Origin of the sequence: Stenotrophomonas sp. GbtcB23, from assembly GCF_019091045.1 — a bacterium.
Taxonomy (GTDB): domain Bacteria; phylum Pseudomonadota; class Gammaproteobacteria; order Xanthomonadales; family Xanthomonadaceae; genus Stenotrophomonas; species Stenotrophomonas rhizophila_A.
Genome location: NZ_JAGXKC010000002.1, coordinates 47,719 through 64,093, shown reverse-complemented (window position 1 = coordinate 64,093; position 16,375 = coordinate 47,719). Strand labels below are relative to the sequence as shown.

Below are 16,375 nucleotides of genomic sequence, written 5' to 3'. Positions count from 1 at the left end.
TGCTGTCGGTCGCGACCGTATATCCGGGTGTGCAACCAAAACGAAACCGTGCATCAGGCGTCATGAACGCCTGACGGGCGGTTTCGGAACCTTTAAACGCCGGGATGTTGGCCGCAAGCGATAACCCATCGGCTCCGGACGCTTGGGCCGCGCTGCGCGCGGTGTCCGGCCAACGGCCGGGGCTACGAATTGTTACGGGCCCATTGGGATCCGGATCAATCAACCATGGGCCCCGAACCGTTACAGGCCCGGTGGGTTCCAGATGGCCACCGATCCAAACAAAAAAGGCGCCAACGGCGCCTTTTTGCCTATCCCCGCTCCAGATACTGGAGCTTGTCCGGCTTGCCGTCCCACTCGCCGGCGTCGGCGGGCGGGTCCTTGCGCACGGTCAGTACCGGCCAGGCCTTGGCCAGCTCGGCGTTGAGTTCCACGAACTTTTCCTGGCCGGCGGGCACGTCGTCTTCGGGGAAGATCGCGTTGACCGGGCATTCGGGCTCGCACAGGGTGCAGTCGATGCACTCATCCGGGTCGATCACCAGGAAGTTCGGACCTTCGTGGAAGCAATCCACGGGGCACACTTCCACGCAATCGGTGTGTTTGCACTTGATGCAGTTTTCAGTGACGACAAAGGGCATGGCTGGATCTGGATCCGACAGTAAGCCGGACAATTCTAGAACAGTTGCGGCTTTGTCGCAGTGCACGATGCGCCGGAGCCGGTGGGTGCGGTTAGATGCCGATGCCTACCGGTAGACACCCGGGCGGCCAAGACGCAGGCAGATCAGGCCCTGGCAGCCCTTTGTGGGCAGGCAGGGCGTGTGAGAACCTGCCGGACGAGACCCCGCTGCGCTGACCCGTTGCTGTCCCACTCCTGCCAGGACCCTTCATGTCCACCACACTTGCAGCCAACGCCGCTCGCGGCGAGAACACCTCCTTCATCGTGCTGATCAGCTGCGTCGCCACCATCGGCGGCTTCCTGTTCGGCTTCGACAGCGGCGTCATCAACGGCACCGTCGATGGCCTCAAGCAGACCTTCCAGTCCAGCGAGGCCGGGATCGGCTTCGAGGTCGCCTCCATGCTGCTGGGCTGCGCGATCGGCGCCTTCTTCGCCGGCCGCCTGGGCGACCGCCTCGGCCGGCGCGGGGTGCTGATCATCGCCGCCGTCATGTTCCTGCTGTCGGCACTGGGCGCCGGCTCGGCGCACAGCTCGCTGGCGTTCGTGATCGCACGGGTGATCGGTGGCTTCGCGGTCGGCGCCGCCAGCGTGATGTCGCCGGCGTACATCGCTGAAGTGGCTTCGGCCCGGTACCGCGGGCGGTTGGCCACCGTGCAGCAGATCGCCATCATCAGCGGCCTGTTCTGCGCCTTCCTGAGCAACTTCCTGCTGGCCCGCGCTGCCGGCGCCTCGACCGAGCCGCTGTGGCTGGGCCAGGAGGCCTGGCGCTGGATGTTCTGGATGCAGGCCATTCCGTCGGCCCTGTTCCTGGTGCTGCTGCTGGGGATCCCGGAAAGCCCGCGCTACCTGGTGGTGAAGGGGCGTCGCGCCGATGCGCTGGCCGTGATGACCCGGCTGTACGGCGCCGCAGAGGCCCAGGCCAAGATTGCCGAGATCGAAGGCTCGCTGGCCCAGGACCAGCATCGCCCGCGGCTGTCGGACCTGGTCGACAAGGGCACCGGCAAGCTGCGCGGCATCGTCTGGGTCGGCATCGGCCTGGCCGTGTTCCAGCAGCTGGTTGGCATCAACGTGGTGTTCTACTACGGCGCGGTGCTGTGGCAGGCGGTCGGCTTCTCCGAAAACGACGCACTGCTGATCAATGTGCTGTCCGGCGCGCTCAGCATCGGCGCCTGCCTGCTGACCGTGGTGCTGATCGACCGGGTCGGCCGCAAGCCGCTGCTGTGGGTCGGCTCGGTCGGCATGTCGGTGGCGCTGGCGCTGATGGTGGTGGCTTTTGCCAGCGGCACCCTGGCCGATGGCCACCTGCAGCTGTCCGACGGCATGGGACGACTGGCGCTGGTGGCGGCCAACGTCTACGTGGTGTTCTTCAACATGTCCTGGGGCCCGGTCATGTGGGTGATGCTGGGCGAGATGTTCCCCAACCAGATCCGCGGTTCGGGCCTGGCGGTGGCCGGCGCGGCCCAGTGGACCTCGAATTTCGCCATCACCGTGACCTTCCCGATCCTGCTGGCCGGCATCGGCCTGGCTGGCGCCTACGGCATCTATACGGTGGCGGCGGTGGCTTCGATCTTCTTCGTGCTGCGCTACGTGCGCGAGACCAAGGGCAAGGAGCTGGAGCAGATGGAGGGTTGAGGCCCGGCCCCACAACGCAAAAACCCCGCCAAGGCGGGGTTTTTCGTCGGCTGGCGCGGCAAATGGTGCTCCCTAGGGGACTCGAACCCCTGTTTTAGCCTTGAGAGGGCCACGTCCTAACCTCTAGACGAAGGGAGCATGCTTTGTCGCGAACTGCGCAGCGCGCTAGTATATGGACCTCGATGCCATTGGGCAATCCCGAAACTTCAACCGGAAGCGCCAACATCAATTCCTCCGCTACATCACCGTTTAGTCTGCGCGTGATCCCCCGCGACCAGCACAACATCTCCCGCAAGGACATCAGCCCCAACGCGTTGCGCGTCCTGTACCGGCTGCGCGACTCGGGCTTTGGCGCCTACCTGGTGGGTGGCGCCGTGCGCGACCTGCTGGTCGGCGGCAACCCCAAGGATTTCGACGTGGCCACCGATGCCACGCCGGAGCAGGTCAAGTCGCTGTTCCGCAACTGCCGCCTGATCGGGCGCCGCTTCCGGCTGGCGCACGTGGTGTTCGGCCGTGAAATCATCGAAGTGGCCACCTTCCGCGCCAACATCGACGATGGCAGCGGCGACCGCGAGATGGAAAACGGCATGCTGGTGCGCGACAACGTGTATGGCAGCATCGAAGACGATGCGGTGCGCCGCGACTTCACCTGCAATGCCCTGTACTACGCCATCGAGGATTTCTCGGTACGCGATTACACCGGCGGCTTTGAAGACGTGCAGGCGCGCCTGATGAAACTCATCGGCGATCCCGAAAAGCGCTACCAGGAAGATCCCGTGCGCATGCTGCGCGCGGTGCGCCTGGCCGCCAAGCTCGGCTTCCAGATCGACGACGCCAGCGCCGAACCGCTGCCGCGCCTGGCCAGCCTGCTGGGCGAAGCCGCGCCGGCGCGCCTGTTCGAAGAAGTGCTCAAGCTGTTCCTGTCCGGTCACGGCGTGGCCAGCTTCGAGGGGCTGGAGCGCTACGGCCTGCTCGACGTGCTGTTCCCGGAGAGTGCCGCCGCGCTGCGCAGCAACCGCAGTGGCGCGCTGCGCCGCATGGTCATCGAAGGCCTGCACAACACCGACCAGCGCGTGGCCAACGACGAGCCGGTCTCGCCCTCGTTCCTGTTCGCGCTGCTGCTGTGGCCGGCGTTCTGCCGCGCGCTGGCGACCCTGCAGAAGCAGGGCGTGCAGCTGGAAGAAGCGCAGCGCCGTGCCGCCGACCGGGTCACCCTGCACCAGTTGACCACCATCGCGCTGCCGCGTCGGTTCTCGCTGCCGATGCAGGAAATCTGGCTGCTGCAGGGCCGTTTCAGCTCGCGCCAGCGCAAGCGCGTGGTGCGCACCCTGACCCACCCGCGCTTCCGTGCCGCGTTCGACTTCCTGGCGCTGCGCCAGGTGGCCTCCAGCGAGCACCAGGCCGATGTGGAGTTCTGGCGCGAAGCCCAGCTGCAATCCGGGCCCGAGCTGGATTCCACGCTGGACGCCGCGCAGGCCGAAGGCGAGCTGGACGAAAACGGGGCACCGCGCAAGCGCCGTCGCCGTCGTCGTCGTCCCGGTGGCGATGCAGGCGAGTAAGCCGTGACCCTGGCCTGTATTGGACTGGGCGCCAACCTCGGCGACGCAGCGCAGACCCTCCGCGCGGCGTTCGCGGCCATGGCCGCGCTGCCGCTGACCACGCTGCAGGCGCGCTCGCAGCTGTACAGCACGCCGGCCTGGGGCAATGAAGACCAGCCGGCGTTCGTCAATGCCGCCGCGCTGCTCGAGACGGGGCTGGAACCGATCGCACTGCTCGAGGCCCTGCTGGGCATCGAGCGCGACTTCGGCCGGGTCCGCGATGCGGCCGTGCACTGGGGCCCGCGCACGCTCGACCTGGACCTGCTGCTGTACGGCGAGGCGGTGATCGACCTGCCGCAGCTGAAGGTGCCGCACCCCTACCTGCACGAGCGCGCGTTCGCGTTGCTGCCGCTGGCCGAGATCGCCCCTGGGGCGATGATTCCGGGGCAGGGCCGCGTGCGGGACGCTGCGATGCGTATCGAGGCCTGCGGGATCGCGCCAATAGGAGGATAATGCGGGGCTTATCGCCACCGGTTATCAGCTCATGAGTACCCACGCAGACAGCAAGCCCTGGACCGTCCCCGCACTGGCCGAGGCCAAGCGCAACGGCCAGAAGCTGGTCATGCTGACCGCCTACGACGCCGGCTTCGCGCGTGCGTTCGACGCCAATGGCGTCGACCTGATCCTGATCGGCGATTCGCTGGGCATGGTGGTGCAGGGGCACGATTCGACCCTGCCGGTGACCACCGACGACATGGTCTACCACACCCGCGCCGTGGCCCGCGTGCTGCAGCGTGCGCTGCTGGTGGCCGACCTGCCTTTCGGTGCCGACGCCACCCCCGAGCGCGCGCTGGACGCTTCGCTGCGCCTGCTCCAGGCCGGTGCCGAGATGGTCAAGATCGAAGGCGCGGGTTTCAAGCTGGACATCATCCGTTACCTGGTCGAGCGCGAGATCCCGGTGTGTTCGCACCTGGGCCTGACCCCGCAGTCGGTGCTGCGCCTGGGCGGCTATCGCGTGCAGGGCAGGGGAGATGCGGCCCGCCAGCTGGTTGAAGATGCCAAGGCTGCGGTCGACGCGGGCGCCACCCTGGTCGTGCTGGAGTGCGTGCCCACTCCGGTGGCAGCGGAGGTCACTGCCGCCGTGTCCGCGCCCACCATCGGCATCGGCGCCGGCCCGCAGTGCGACGGCCAGGTGCTGGTCTTGCACGATTTCCTCGGCCTGGACAGCGGCCACCGCCGTCCCAAGTTCGTCAAGGATTTCCTTGCCGAAGGCGGGTCGGTCGCCGGCGCGGTCCGTGCCTATGCCGACGCCGTGCGCGACGGCTCCTTCCCCGACGCAGAACACGCCTACGCCTCATGATCGACACCGTCACCGAACTGTCCCGCCTGCGCGCCGTCGTCAACGGCTGGAAGCGCGAGGGCCTGCGCGTCGCGCTGGTCCCCACCATGGGCAACCTGCACGCCGGCCATTACTCACTGGTCACCCTGGCAAAGCAATACGCCGACCGCGTGGTGTCCAGCGTGTTCGTGAACCCGACCCAGTTCGGCCCGAACGAAGATTTCACCCGCTATCCGCGCACCCCGGAAGCCGACACCACCGGACTGGAGCAGGCCGGCTGTGACGTGCTGTGGCTGCCCACGGTCGAATCGATGTACCCGTTCGGGGTGGAGCTGGCGGCCAGCGTGAACGTGCCGGGCATTTCCAGCCTGCTCGAAGGCGCCCACCGCCCGGGCCACTTCGACGGCGTGTGCACCGTGGTCTCGCGCCTGTTCAACCAGGTCCAGCCGGACGTGGCTGCCTTCGGCAAGAAGGACTACCAGCAGCTGGCGGTGATCCGCCAGATGGTGGAAGACCTGGCCTTCCCGATCCAGATCGTGGGCGGCGACATCGTGCGCGAAACCGATGGCCTGGCCATGAGCTCGCGCAACCAGTACCTCAACGCCGAACAGCGCCCGGTCTCGACCACCATCCACCAGGTGCTGCTGGGCATGCGCGAAGGCTTCATCACCGGCAAGACCCGCAGCCTGATCGAAGCAGAAGCCGCCGCGGCCCTGCAGGCCGCCGGCTTCCAGGTCGACTACGCCGTGGTCCGCAAGCCGGACCTGTCCGAGCCGGCCGACAGTGAAGACGGCAACCGTGTCGCCCTGATCGCCGCGCGCATCGGCAACACCCGCCTGATCGACAACCTCGAGTTCTGATAGCGATTGGGTGAGCGCCGGCAAGGGATTGCGCTGGATCCCTGCCAGTCGGCCCCAAGGCCGACTGCTTCACGCAATCTGGCAAACAGCCGATAGCTGAGCCTCGGTCTGAGCTGGGCCGACCGGTGCGGGTTTGCGGGACACGCCGTGAACCCGTCCATGGGGGCTCGTAGAAAACATCCATGTTTTCTACGGTCCCGCAAACCCGCCCCGGCCGACCCTCCGACAGTTGGCTTTAGACCACGGGAAACGCGGAATGCAGACCGTTGGTCGGCAACAGTCGGGCGCCGCGACCCCGGTAGGGTTGGTTCCCAAACAACCGCCGTGAACGGATCAGCGTGCGGTTACGCATGACCCAAATCGAGGCCAGTTGACGGCAAAAGGCCGCCCTCCGCTTTTCCCGTGGCAACGACACACTGTCAAAAGGCGGGTCGGGGCGGGTTTGTGGGGGTGTGAGCGGCATGGATGCCGCGACCAAGCCCCCAAGGATGGGTTCACGGCGTCCCCCGCAAACCCGCACCGTCCCGCCAAGCCAGGGAAACCCTGCCCCAAGGCTGTTCGCCATAAACCACGGCCCGTCATCTGCCTGAACCGCCGGCAGCGGGCCACGCCTGGTAACTGCCATCTAGCCCCCGGGTGCTAGAATTTCCCTTTCCTTTACGTCGTCCCGTGCCATGCACCTCTCCCTGCTCAAGACCAAGATCCACCGCGCCACCGTGACCCATTCGGAGCTGAACTACGAAGGGTCCATCGCCATCGATGACAACCTGCTGCTGGCCACCGGCATCCGCGAGTTCGAGCAGGTGCACATCTGGGACGTCACCAACGGTGCGCGCTTCTCGACCTATGCCATCCGCGCCGAAGCGGGCAGCGGCGTGGTCTCGCTCAACGGCGGCGCCGCGCGCCACGTTCAGGTCGGCGACATCATCATCATTGCCGCCTTCGCCAGCATGAGTGAAGAAGAAGCTGACAGCTTCCGGCCGAAGTTGGTATATGTGGACGGCAACAACCAGATCTCCCACACCAACGACAGCATCCCGACCCAGGCCGCATGACACAGACCAACGGATTCGACCCGCTTCACTCCCATGCCCAGCGCCTGCGTGGCGCGAGCATCCCCGCACTGATCGCCGCCGAACCCGGTCGCGCACAATCGCTGGGGCTGCGGCTCGGTCCGTTGTATGCCAACTTCGCGCGGCAGAAGTACGACCGCGCGGCGTTGGACGCGCTGCTGCAGCTGGCCGCCGAGCGCGATGTCGCCGGCGGCTTCCAGCGCCTGTTCCGCGGTGAGACGGTCAACGTCACCGAAGGCCGTGCCGCGCTGCACACCGCCCTGCGTGGCGATGTCAGTGGCGCCCCGGTCGCCGCAGAAGCCTTCGCCACCGCCGCGCAGGTGCGTGCGCAGATGGGCGAACTGATCGCCGCGCTGGAAAAGACCACTGTCACCGACATCGTCAGCGTCGGCATCGGCGGTTCGGACCTCGGTCCGCGCCTGGTCGCCGACGCGCTGCGTCCGGTCACCGGCGCGCGCTTCCGCGTGCATTTCGTTTCCAACGTGGACGGCGCCGCCATGCAGCGCACGCTGGCCACGCTGGACCCGGCCACCACCGCCGGCATCCTGATTTCCAAGACCTTCGGCACCCAGGAAACCCTGCTCAACGGGCAGATCCTGCATGACTGGCTGGGCGGCAGCGACCGCCTGTACGCCGTCAGCGCCAATCCCGAGCGTGCCGCCAAGGCGTTCTCGATCGCCGCCGGCCGCGTGCTGCCGATGTGGGACTGGGTGGGCGGACGCTATTCGCTGTGGTCGGCGGTCGGTTTCCCGATCGCGCTGGCAATCGGCTTCGAGCGTTTCGAACAGCTGCTGGCCGGTGCGGCCGAAATGGACGCGCATGCGCTCAGTGCGCCGCTGGCGCAGAACCTGCCGGTCCTGCATGCCCTGACCGACATCTGGAACCGCAACCTGCTCGGCCATGCCACGCATGCGGTGATGACCTACGACCAGCGCCTGGCGCTGCTGCCGGCCTACCTGCAGCAGCTGGTGATGGAAAGCCTGGGCAAGCGCGTGCAGCTGGACGGCAGCCCGGTTGGCAGCGACACCGTGTCGGTGTGGTGGGGCGGGGCGGGCACCGACGTGCAGCACAGCTTCTTCCAGGCGCTGCACCAGGGCACCAGCGTGATTCCGGCCGATTTCATCGGCTGCGTCCACAATGACGACCCGTATGAAATCAACCACCAGGCGCTGATGGCCAACCTGCTGGCGCAGACCGAAGCACTGGCCAACGGCCAGGGCAGCGACGATCCGCACCGCGAGTACCCGGGTGGACGCCCGAGCACGCTCATCCTGCTGGACGCGTTGACCCCGCAGTCGCTGGGTGCGCTGATCGCGATGTACGAACATGCCGTGTACGTGCAGTCGCTGATCTGGAACATCAACGCCTTCGACCAGTTCGGCGTGGAGCTGGGCAAGCAGCTGGCCAGCCAGCTGTTGCCGGCGCTGCAGGGTGAAGCGCATGGCATCACCGATCCGGTGACGCTGGAGCTGTTGGGGCATTTGCGCTGACAAGCAGTATCGACCAACGGTCGATACCTACCGGTTCGCCTATCGGGATTCCCGGTAGGCGACGACCGTTGGTCGTCGCGCCGCGATCCCGCCATTACCTCGTCGGATCGCGCTCCGGGCTGGGCCGCTTGGCCAATTTGCGCTGCAGCGACCGCCGGTGCATGCCGAGCAGGCGCGCCGCCGCCGACACATTGCCGCCCGTTTCATGCATGGCCTGCTGGATGTGTTCCCACTGCAGGCGGCTGATCGGGGTCATCGCATCCGGTGGCTCCATCTCGCCATCGTCGGCCGGGCCGTCGTCTTCCTCGCCCAGCGCACGCAGGATCATCGGCACCGTGGCCGGCTTGGGCAGGTAGTCATCGGCGCCCAGCTTGATCGCCTCCACCGCGGTGGCAATGCTGGCGTAGCCGGTCACCAGCAGGATGCGCATGTCCTCGCGCAGTGCCCGCAGCGGCTGGATCAACGACAGGCCGGATTCCGAACCCAGCTTCAGGTCGATCAGGGCGTAGGCCGGCGGCTGCTGCCGCGCCAGCACCAACGCCGAGGCGATGTCGCTGGCGGTCACCGTTTCCAGCCCCTTGCGGGCCAGGCTGCGCTGCAGCGTGCGCAGGTACAGTTCGTCATCATCGACCAGCAGGCCGTGGCTGGAGGCGGGCAGGGTGGGGGTATTCATGGCGAAATCTCCGGTGCAGCCAGGGGCAGGCGGAAGCCGACGCGGGTGCCGGCGCCCTGCGCCGGCCGCATCCACAACTCGCCGTCCAGGCGCTCGATGGTGGCATGGGACAGGGCCAGGCCCACGCCCATGCCCTGGGTCTTGCCGCTGTTGAACAGGGTGCCGGGCAGCACCGCCTCGCGTGCGTCGAAGCCGCGCCCGTAATCGCGCACTTCGCCGATCAGGTCGCTGCCTTCGATACGCAGGGTCAGGTCCACCTGCGGCCGTTCGGCCTGTTCGCCGGCATCGGCGGCGTTGTTGAGCAGCACCATCAGCAGGTGGCCGATGCCCGGGTCAAGCGGCTGCTGCAGCGGGGCATCCTCGTTGCGCCTCAGGGTGATGGTCGGGCGCACCAGCTGCCACTGCTCCAGCACCTGCGGCAGGGTCACCGGCGCGTTGCCGCGCGCCTGGCCGGCGGCCGGGCGCGCCAGCGCCAGCACCCGTTCGCGGCACTGCACCAGCAGCTCCCGCAACGTGTCGACATCGTCACGTACTTCCGGGTTGTCGGTCTGGTCGGCGATGTCGTCGGCCAGCAGGGTCATGGTCGCCAGCGGGGTGTTGAGTTCATGCGCTACCGAGGCGGCATGGGTGGCCAGCGCCACGATGCCCTCGTTGCGCGCGAAGCGTTCGCGCAGTAGGGCCAGTTCGTGTTCGCGTCGGCGCAGTGCCATCGCCAGCCGGGTGGCGAAGGCCAGCACCACCGCCGCCGACAGCAGGAAGTTGGCCACCACGCCCCACTGGTGCAGGTCCATCGCCGTGAAGTAACCATGCGGCAGCGGCTTGCCGAAAATGCCGCTGACCGCATAGCCGATCAGGCAGGCGGCGGCCACGGCCAGCGTCCAGCGCACCGGCAGGGCCAGCGCGGCCAGTGCGATCAGGATCAGGAACAGCGAGCCGAACGGATTGCCCACCCCGCCGCTCCAGCCCACCATCCAGGTCAGCACCGCCACGTCCACCAGGATGTGGCAGAACGCGGTCAGCGGCGCGGTATCGGCATCCAGCACGCGCAGCTGCGCGTAAAGGTTGAACAGGATCAGCACCAGCACCCCGGACCACAGCGGCAGCTGCGGCAGTTCCAGCCCCAGGACCCAGCTGGCCACCAGGATGGTCGCGGCCTGGCCGGCCACGGCCAGCCAGCGCAGGCTGCACAGGGTGCGTAGGAAGGGGGCGTCGGTACCGGTCATCGGCTGCCATCGTATGCGCTTGCGCGGTTCGCTGCCTGCGACAATCGGCCGCATCGGGGGCGCGCGGGTGCGTTAAAATGGGGAATGCACGACGCCGTCAGCCAACCGACCCAACCTTCCGACACCACCGTGTGGGCCCGCCGCCAGACCCAGCCTGTCCGCATCGGCGGCGTGGTCGTGGGTGGGGGCCAGCCCGTGGTAGTCCAGTCGATGACCAACACCGACACCGCCGACGTGGCCTCCAGTGTCAAGCAGGTGGCCGAGCTGTGGCGGGCCGGGTCGGAAATGGTGCGCCTGACCGTGAACAATCCCGAGTCGGCCGCCGCCATTCCGCGCATCGTGGAAAAGCTGCGGATGATGGGGATCGAGGTCCCCCTGATCGGCGACTTCCATTACAACGGCCACCAGCTGCTGACCCAGGAACCGGCCTGCGCCGAAGCGCTGGCCAAGTACCGGATCAACCCGGGCAACGTCGGCTTCGGCAAAAAGAAGGACACCCAGTTCGCGCAGCTCATCGAGTTCGCGATCCGCTACGACAAGCCGGTCCGCATCGGCGCCAACTGGGGTTCGCTGGACCAGTCGCTGGCCGCGCGCCTGATGGACGAAAACAGCCAGCGCGCCCAGCCCTGGGACGCTGGCCGGGTGCTGCGCGAAGCGCTGATCCGTTCAGCGCTGGATTCGGCGCACACCGCCGTGGAACTGGGCCTGCCGCGCGACCGCATCGTGCTGTCGGCCAAGGTCAGCGGCGTGCAGGAACTGATCGCCGTGTACCGCGACCTGGCCCAGCGTTCGGACTTCGCCCTGCACCTGGGTCTGACCGAAGCCGGCATCGGCAGCAAGGGCATCGTCGCTTCCTCGGCGGCGCTGGCCGTGCTGCTGCAGGAAGGGATCGGCGACACCATCCGCATTTCGCTGACGCCCGAACCGGGCCAGTCGCGCACGCAGGAAGTGATCGTCGCCCAGGAACTGCTGCAGACCACCGGCCAGCGCGCCTTCACCCCGCTGGTCACCGCGTGCCCGGGCTGCGGCCGCACCACCTCCGAGTTCTTCCAGGAGCTGGCCAAGGTCGTGCAGAACCACGTGCGCGGCAAGATGCCCGAATGGAAGGTGAGCCATCCCGGCGCGGAAAACATGACCCTGGCCGTGATGGGCTGCATCGTCAACGGGCCGGGCGAATCGCGCCACGCCAACATCGGCATCTCGCTGCCCGGCACCGGTGAAACCCCGGCCGCACCGGTGTTCGTCGACGGCGAAAAGACCGTCACCCTGCGCGGTGACAACATCGCCCAGGAATTCGTGGCGCTGATCGACGAGTACGTCGAACGCAAGTATGTCCGAAGCGTCGGATAAGCCCGCCGTGCTGGCCGCGCCGGAGCCGGCCGCCGGCGTCCGCCACTGGATGGCGCGCAATGCCTGGCGCTTCGTGCTGCTGTTTGCCGGCGTGTTGCTGCCGCTGGCCGGGTTCGTGGCCCTGGCCGACGAAGTGCACGAGCTGGAGGCGTTCTACTTCGACGCCCCGCTGTTGTGGAAAATGCATGACGTGGCCCGGCCCAGCCTGGATGCCGCGTTCGTGTTCATTTCCCGGATCGGTTACCAGTGGGGCGTGATCCCGGCCGACATCCTGATCGTTGCCGTGCTGCTGCTGCGCCGGCGCTGGCGTGAAGCCAGCTTTGCCGCGCTCAGCTTCGCCGGCTCGGCCCTGCTCAACATCGGCAGCAAGCAGTTCTTCCAGCGCGACCGGCCGACCCTGTGGGAGTCGATCGCCCCGGAAAGTACCTACAGCTTCCCCAGCGGCCACGCCATGGGCTCGATGACCCTCGCCGCCGTGCTGGTGCTGCTGGCCTGGAACACCCGCTGGCGCTGGCCGGCGCTGGTGTTCGGCGTGCTGTTCGCCGGCTCGGTCAGCCTGTCACGCATCTACCTGGGCGTGCATTACCCGTCCGACATCCTGGCCGGATGGTGTGCCGCGCTGGTTTGGGTGGTAGGGTGTTTCCTGGTGATGTTCCGCCGCCGCCATCCCTGGCGCCGCCGGCACTGACCGGCCTGCTGGGAGCGGGCCGGATGCGGCAGGGGTTTCCGCGGACCGTCATAGGTCCAATAAACCGATATGGCCTGGGGTGATAGGCGTGGGGCAGGGGTAGCCCGGCACGGATGTGACGCGGGCATCAGAATGCGCTGATGGGGGAAATACTTCCTTGTTATCGTCCGACCCCGTCGCTAGGCTGGCCCCGGTTTGCAGCGTTTGGACGAAGGTGGGTGGGATGACGATTCGAGTGTATCTGGTGGACGACCACGCGCTGGTGCGAACCGGCATGAAGATGATCCTGTCCAATGAGACGGACATCGAAGTGGTGGGGGAAGCCGAATCCGGCGAAGACGCGCTGCCCGCGATCCGCCAGCTGCGCCCCGACGTGGTGCTGTGCGACCTGCACCTGCCCGGGGTAAGCGGAATGGAAGTCACCGAACGCGTGGTGCGTGGCGACCACGGCACCCGCGTGGTGATCGTGTCCGTGCTGGAAGACGGCCCGATGCCCAAACGCCTGCTCGAAGCCGGTGCCTCCGGCTACATCGGCAAGGCCTGCGACGCCCAGGAACTGCTGCGCGCCGTGCGCGACGCCGCGCTCGGCCGGCGTTACCTCGGCAGCAGCATCGCCCAGAACCTGGCCCTGTCCAACGTCGAAGGCAGCCAGTCGCCGTTCGACAGCCTGTCCCCGCGCGAACTGGAAGTGGCGTTGCTGCTGACCCAGGGCCTGCGCCAGGAAGACATCGCCAAGCGCCTGAGCCTGAGCGCCAAGACCGTCAACACCCACAAGGCGCGCCTGTTCGAGAAGATGGGCATCCACGACAACATCGCGCTGGCGCGCATGGCCAGCCAATACGGCTTGGTAGACCCGTCAAGGCCGATGTAAGCCCGCCTCGCGCTCCAAAAAAAAGCCCGGGAATTCCCGGGCTTTTTCGTTCAGCGCGAGCGGACCCGGGCGACGATCTTCGCCGCCTGCGCCGCGCTGTCGCGCACCTTGTCCCACTCGCCGTTCTCGATCCAGGGGCCCGGCACCATCCACGAACCGCCGATGCAGACCACGTTCTTCTGCTCCAGGTATTCGGCCGCCGTGGTTTCCGTGATGCCGCCGGTCGGGCACAGCTTCAGGTCCGGGATCGGACCGGCCAGGCCCTTGATCATCGCCAGCCCGCCGACCGCCGAGGCCGGGAACAGCTTGCACACCCGGAACCCGCGACGATACAGCTCCAGCAGTTCGGTCGGCGAGGCCGCACCCGGCACCACCGGCAACGGCGCTTCCGCCAGCGCATTGGCCATGAACGCCGGCGTGCCCGGCGTCACCAGGAAATCCGCGCCCGCATCAATGGCCTGCTGCATCTGCTGAACCGTGAGCACCGTGCCCGCACCCACCACCACATCCGGCAGCTCGCGCTTGAGCATGCCCAGCGCTTCCATCGCGATCGGCGTACGCAGCGTCAGCTCGATCGCCGGCAGGCCACCTTCCAGCAACGCCGCGCTGACCGCGCGTGCCTGGTCGAGGGTATGCACGGTAACGACCGGCAGGATGCCGGCGGCATGGAGGAGGGATTCAGCGCGTTTTTGATGTTCGGCGATGGTCATAAAAAGAAGCCTTTCAGTTGTTCGAAGCATTGGATGGCAGGATTCAACGCCTGCCGATTGCCGGTGTGTTGTCGTAGACCGCGTGGGCCGACCAACGGTCGGCGCTACCAGTGGCATGCATTTGAGTGAGGCGCCGTAATGTGTGGTGAGGACGCGGTGGGGGTCCGCGTAGGGACCGTAGAAAACATGGATGTTTTCTACGAGCCTACAAGGACGTATTCACGGCGTGTCCCGTAGCGGACCCCCAGCGCGGCCTCACATCAGGCGATACCCACCGCCGCTTTTGATTTTCGCTTCAGGCGTCTTTTTCCTCGTGCGGCGCCAGCGCGGCGGCCGCGTCGTGGCCCAGTTCGTATTCGGCGTCGTAGTTCCAGATGTCGCCGTCGTCTGTGGCCGGGCCGCACGAGATCGAGATCGCGCCCTGGTCGGCCGGACCCACCAGGCGGCGGTTCATCGCGAACAGGTTGCGGCCCAGATCGTTCGCCGCCGGTGCCGTGTTCGGTGCCTGCTCGCGCGCTGCCCATTCGGCCGCGTCCACCAGCACCTCCAGCGTGCCCGCCTCACCATCCAGCCGGATGATGTCGCCCTCGCGCACCCGCCCCAGCGGACCACCGCGCGAGGCTTCCGGCGTCATGTGGATTGCCGCCGGGAACTTGCCCGACGCGCCCGACAAGCGACCATCCGTCACCAGCGCGACACGCCGGCCCTGGTTCTGCAGCAGCCCCAGCAATGGCGCCAGCGAATGCAGTTCCGGCATCCCGTTCGCACGCGGGCCCTGGTAACGCACCACCGCCACGAAATCCTGCGGCAACATTCCCGCCGCATGCAGCTTGTTCAGCACCTGCGGCGCATCCACCACCACCGCCGGCGCCTCGATCGTCCGGTACTGCGGCTTCACCGCCGACAGCTTGATCAGCGAACGGCCCAGGTTGCCGCGCAGCAGCCGCAGCCCGCCCTGTGCCTCGAACGGCTCGGCCACCCCACGGACCACCTCACGGTCCGCGCTCTCGGCAATGCCCTCGATCCACGTCAGCGCACCGTCGCGCAGCGCCGGATCCTGCGTGTACTGGCGCATGCCACCTTCGGCCACCGTCACCAGGTCCGCGTGCATCAGCCCCGCGTCCATCAGCTCACGGAACACGAACGCCGTACCGCCTGCCGCCGCGAAGCGGTTCACGTCCGCCTCGCCGTTCGGGTATACCCGCGCCAGCAGCGGCACCAGCTGCGACAGCTGGTCCATGTCGTCCCACGTCAGCACGATGCCCGCCGCCCGCGCCACCGCGATCCAGTGGATCGTGTGGTTGGTCGAACCGCCCGTGGCCATCAGCGTGACCACCGCATTGACGATCGCCCGCTCATCGATCAACCGGCCCAGCGGCCGGAAATCATCGCCCAGCGCACAGATTTCCAGCGCACGCACCGCCGCATGCCGCGTCAGCGCATCGCGCAGCGGCGTTTCCGGATTCACGAACGACGCACCCGGCAGCTGCACGCCCATCGCTTCCAGCAGCGTCTGGTTCGAATTGGCCGTGCCGTAGAACGTGCACGTGCCCACCCCGTGGTACGACGCCGCTTCGGCCTCCAGCAGCTCCTCGCGCGTGGCCAGGCCCGCCGCGTAGCGCTCGCGCACTTCGGCCTTCTGCTTGTTCGGAATGCCCGGCGTCATCGGCCCGGCCGGCAGGAAGATCGCCGGCAGGTGACCGAACGCCAGCGCGCCGATCAGCAGGCCCGGCACGATCTTGTCGCACACGCCAAGGTAGACCGTGCTGTCGAACATGTCATGGCTCAACCCGATCGCCGTGGACTGCGCGATCACATCGCGCGAGAACAGCGACAGCTCCATGCCGCCACGGCCCTGCGTGACCCCGTCGCACATCGCCGGCACGCCGCCGGCGACCTGCGCCGTCGCGCCCACCGAACGCGCGGTCTCGCGCAGGATTTCAGGGTAATGCTCGAACGGCTGGTGCGCCGACAGCATGTCGTTGTAGGCAGTGATGATGCCCAGGTTCGGCGTGACCCCGCCGCGCAGGCGGCTCTTGTCGGTCGGGCCACAGGCCGCAAAGCCGTGGGCCAGGTTGCCGCAGCTCAGGCGCGAACGGAACGGACCGTCGCGCAGCGCGGCGTCGATGCCCGCCAGGTACGCAGCGCGCGACGCGGCACTGCGCTGGACGATGCGCTCGGTGATGGCATGGAGTTTGGGGTGCAGGCTCATTGGCTACCGGCTATGAGAGGGCGAACGGAATGACAGCGGCATC

15 protein-coding genes and 1 tRNA gene are annotated in these 16,375 nt (G+C 67.4%); 10 read left to right on the top strand and 6 right to left on the bottom strand.

The window, feature by feature from the left end:
- Nucleotides 1-308: 308 nt before the first annotated feature.
- Nucleotides 309-635 carry a ferredoxin FdxA gene (gene fdxA, locus KVS69_RS01155; protein ID WP_068850945.1) on the bottom strand — a complete coding sequence of 109 codons (327 nt, stop codon included), beginning with the start codon at nucleotides 633-635 and terminating at the stop codon, nucleotides 309-311.
- 248 nt (nucleotides 636-883) lie between these two features.
- On the opposite strand from fdxA, the gene KVS69_RS01150 reads away from it, so the two are divergent.
- The gene (locus KVS69_RS01150; protein ID WP_217535945.1) at nucleotides 884-2,305 is read left to right on the top strand and encodes a sugar porter family MFS transporter; all 1,422 of its coding nucleotides are present in this window, start codon (nucleotides 884-886) and stop codon (nucleotides 2,303-2,305) included.
- 63 nt (nucleotides 2,306-2,368) lie between these two features.
- On the opposite strand, the gene KVS69_RS01145 is transcribed toward KVS69_RS01150, so the two are convergent.
- Nucleotides 2,369-2,443: transfer RNA gene (locus KVS69_RS01145), tRNA-Glu, on the bottom strand.
- 50 nt (nucleotides 2,444-2,493) lie between these two features.
- On the opposite strand from KVS69_RS01145, the gene pcnB reads away from it, so the two are divergent.
- The 6 genes from pcnB to pgi all read left to right on the top strand — a co-directional run bounded on the left by pcnB (nucleotide 2,494) and on the right by pgi (nucleotide 8,605).
- Nucleotides 2,494-3,864 carry a polynucleotide adenylyltransferase PcnB gene (gene pcnB, locus KVS69_RS01140; protein ID WP_217536085.1) on the top strand — a complete coding sequence of 457 codons (1,371 nt, stop codon included), beginning with the start codon at nucleotides 2,494-2,496 and terminating at the stop codon, nucleotides 3,862-3,864.
- Nucleotides 3,865-3,867: 3 nt separating this feature from the next.
- Nucleotides 3,868-4,356 (top strand): 2-amino-4-hydroxy-6-hydroxymethyldihydropteridine diphosphokinase, encoded by a 489-nt coding sequence (folK, locus tag KVS69_RS01135; protein ID WP_217535942.1) that lies wholly within the window; start codon nucleotides 3,868-3,870, stop codon nucleotides 4,354-4,356.
- Between the two features lie 31 nt (nucleotides 4,357-4,387).
- The gene (gene panB / locus KVS69_RS01130) at nucleotides 4,388-5,203 is read left to right on the top strand and encodes a 3-methyl-2-oxobutanoate hydroxymethyltransferase (protein ID WP_217535937.1); all 816 of its coding nucleotides are present in this window, start codon (nucleotides 4,388-4,390) and stop codon (nucleotides 5,201-5,203) included.
- Nucleotides 5,200-6,042 (top strand): pantoate--beta-alanine ligase, encoded by an 843-nt coding sequence (panC, locus tag KVS69_RS01125; protein ID WP_068850960.1) that lies wholly within the window; start codon nucleotides 5,200-5,202, stop codon nucleotides 6,040-6,042. The genes panB and panC overlap by 4 nt, the downstream gene beginning before the upstream one ends.
- Nucleotides 6,043-6,716: 674 nt before the next feature.
- Nucleotides 6,717-7,097, top strand: a complete 381-nt coding sequence (panD, locus tag KVS69_RS01120) for an aspartate 1-decarboxylase (RefSeq protein WP_068850963.1) — start codon at nucleotides 6,717-6,719, stop codon at nucleotides 7,095-7,097.
- On the top strand, nucleotides 7,094-8,605 hold the full coding sequence (pgi, locus tag KVS69_RS01115; protein WP_217535936.1) for a glucose-6-phosphate isomerase: 1,512 nt from the start codon (nucleotides 7,094-7,096) through the stop codon (nucleotides 8,603-8,605). Before panD ends, pgi begins: the two co-directional genes overlap by 4 nt.
- A 94-nt stretch (nucleotides 8,606-8,699) precedes the next feature.
- Here pgi and KVS69_RS01110 read toward each other — a convergent pair whose 3' ends face one another.
- Both KVS69_RS01110 and KVS69_RS01105 read right to left on the bottom strand, forming a co-directional pair.
- Nucleotides 8,700-9,278 carry a response regulator transcription factor gene (locus KVS69_RS01110; RefSeq protein ID WP_210132283.1) on the bottom strand — a complete coding sequence of 193 codons (579 nt, stop codon included), beginning with the start codon at nucleotides 9,276-9,278 and terminating at the stop codon, nucleotides 8,700-8,702.
- Nucleotides 9,275-10,501 carry an ATP-binding protein gene (locus KVS69_RS01105; RefSeq protein WP_217535935.1) on the bottom strand — a complete coding sequence of 409 codons (1,227 nt, stop codon included), beginning with the start codon at nucleotides 10,499-10,501 and terminating at the stop codon, nucleotides 9,275-9,277. Before KVS69_RS01105 ends, KVS69_RS01110 begins: the two co-directional genes overlap by 4 nt.
- An 84-nt stretch (nucleotides 10,502-10,585) precedes the next feature.
- Between KVS69_RS01105 and ispG the strand changes: the two genes are divergently transcribed.
- The 3 genes from ispG to KVS69_RS01090 all read left to right on the top strand — a co-directional run bounded on the left by ispG (nucleotide 10,586) and on the right by KVS69_RS01090 (nucleotide 13,410).
- Nucleotides 10,586-11,851 (top strand): flavodoxin-dependent (E)-4-hydroxy-3-methylbut-2-enyl-diphosphate synthase, encoded by a 1,266-nt coding sequence (ispG, locus tag KVS69_RS01100; RefSeq protein ID WP_093534150.1) that lies wholly within the window; start codon nucleotides 10,586-10,588, stop codon nucleotides 11,849-11,851.
- On the top strand, nucleotides 11,832-12,539 hold the full coding sequence (locus KVS69_RS01095; RefSeq protein WP_093534152.1) for a phosphatase PAP2 family protein: 708 nt from the start codon (nucleotides 11,832-11,834) through the stop codon (nucleotides 12,537-12,539). Before ispG ends, KVS69_RS01095 begins: the two co-directional genes overlap by 20 nt.
- A gap of 223 nt (nucleotides 12,540-12,762) precedes the next feature.
- The gene (locus KVS69_RS01090; RefSeq protein ID WP_093534153.1) at nucleotides 12,763-13,410 is read left to right on the top strand and encodes a response regulator; all 648 of its coding nucleotides are present in this window, start codon (nucleotides 12,763-12,765) and stop codon (nucleotides 13,408-13,410) included.
- A gap of 50 nt (nucleotides 13,411-13,460) precedes the next feature.
- Here KVS69_RS01090 and KVS69_RS01085 read toward each other — a convergent pair whose 3' ends face one another.
- Together KVS69_RS01085 and edd are read right to left on the bottom strand one after the other, a co-directional pair.
- Nucleotides 13,461-14,120: a bifunctional 4-hydroxy-2-oxoglutarate aldolase/2-dehydro-3-deoxy-phosphogluconate aldolase gene (locus KVS69_RS01085; protein ID WP_217535933.1), complete on the bottom strand. Its 660-nt coding sequence runs from the start codon at nucleotides 14,118-14,120 to the stop codon at nucleotides 13,461-13,463.
- 295 nt (nucleotides 14,121-14,415) lie between these two features.
- Nucleotides 14,416-16,332, bottom strand: a complete 1,917-nt coding sequence (gene edd / locus KVS69_RS01080) for a phosphogluconate dehydratase (protein WP_217535931.1) — start codon at nucleotides 16,330-16,332, stop codon at nucleotides 14,416-14,418.
- Nucleotides 16,333-16,375: the final 43 nt, after the last annotated feature.